Source organism: Vibrio sp. TMPB1044 (assembly GCF_030442075.1).
Taxonomy (GTDB): Bacteria; Pseudomonadota; Gammaproteobacteria; order Enterobacterales; family Vibrionaceae; genus Vibrio; species Vibrio satsumensis.
The window spans coordinates 1-1042 of record NZ_JAUJED010000052.1 but is presented as its reverse complement, the minus strand read 5'-3'; the positions used below and the strand labels follow the sequence as shown (position 1 = coordinate 1042).

At 43.9% G+C, this 1042-nt stretch carries 1 pseudogene; it reads left to right on the top strand.

What is annotated here, in order from left to right:
• Window positions 1–122: 122 nt before the first annotated feature.
• Window positions 123–1010 (top strand): annotated as a pseudogene (locus QQ041_RS22060) (IS3 family transposase); the annotation flags it as partial.
• Between the last annotated feature and the right edge of the window lie 32 nt (window positions 1011–1042).

Below are 1042 nucleotides of genomic sequence, written 5' to 3'. Positions count from 1 at the left end.
AACTCCCTCCCAATACCTAACCACGGTCCCGAAACATCCGTTACACAACTGGAGAAAGAGATCCGTCAATTGAAAAAGAAGCTTGAGATGGCAGAGCTGGAGAATGATTTCTTAAAGGAAGCGAAGGCTTTCTTCGACAGCCAAAAAGAATAAGGTTCGAGTATATCCTTAAGAAGGCCAGTGTGAAGCTTCCTGTCATTCGACTATGCCAATGGTTGGGCGTTTCTAAAGCGGGTTATTACAAGTGGCTAACAAGGAAACCATCGAAGCGAGAGACAGACAATGAGTCTTTAAGTCACTACTTGAGGAGAGAAAGCGAAGCTCAGTATTGTATTCCAGGCTATCGAAAGCTTTGGGAAGCAGCAGTCGCTAACGGCTTTATTTGTAATAAAAAGCGAGTACAGAGGCTTTTGCAGAATATGGGCTATCGCTCTTGCGCGAGCAAGAAGCGATATGGACGAGCGCCAAGACAAAATACGCTTATACCTGCCTATAACATTCTTGCCCGTCAATTTAAGGTGGATAAACCCGATCGAGTTTGGGTGTCAGATATCACTCAGGTGCGCTGTACTGATGGTTGGCAATACCTGTGCGTTGTCTTAGATTTGTTTTCACGCAAAGTGATTGGTTGGTCGACAAGTCGTATTAATAACGCAAAGTTAGTGCTAAGAAGCCTGAATAAGGCTTGGGAACAAAGGCAGCCCTTAGGTCACGAGCTTTTGTTTCACTCCGATCAAGGTATACAGTATCGAGCGTTGGAGACGATCCGTTGGCACCGTAAACGAAAGATTAAAGTCAGCATGTCGAGAAAAGGAAACTGTTGGGATAACGCTTGTTCCGAAAGCTTCTTTGCGCAATATAAGAAAGAGTGGATGAACAACTTAGATCAGCTTTCACGACAAGAAATGACGATGCAAAGTCGAATTTATATCGATACCTATTATAATCCAGTAAGAAGACATGGGACTCTAGGTGGAGTGAGTCCCATGGACTTTGAACTAATCAACTAAACCCCTGTGTCTACTTTTTAGGGGCCATATCA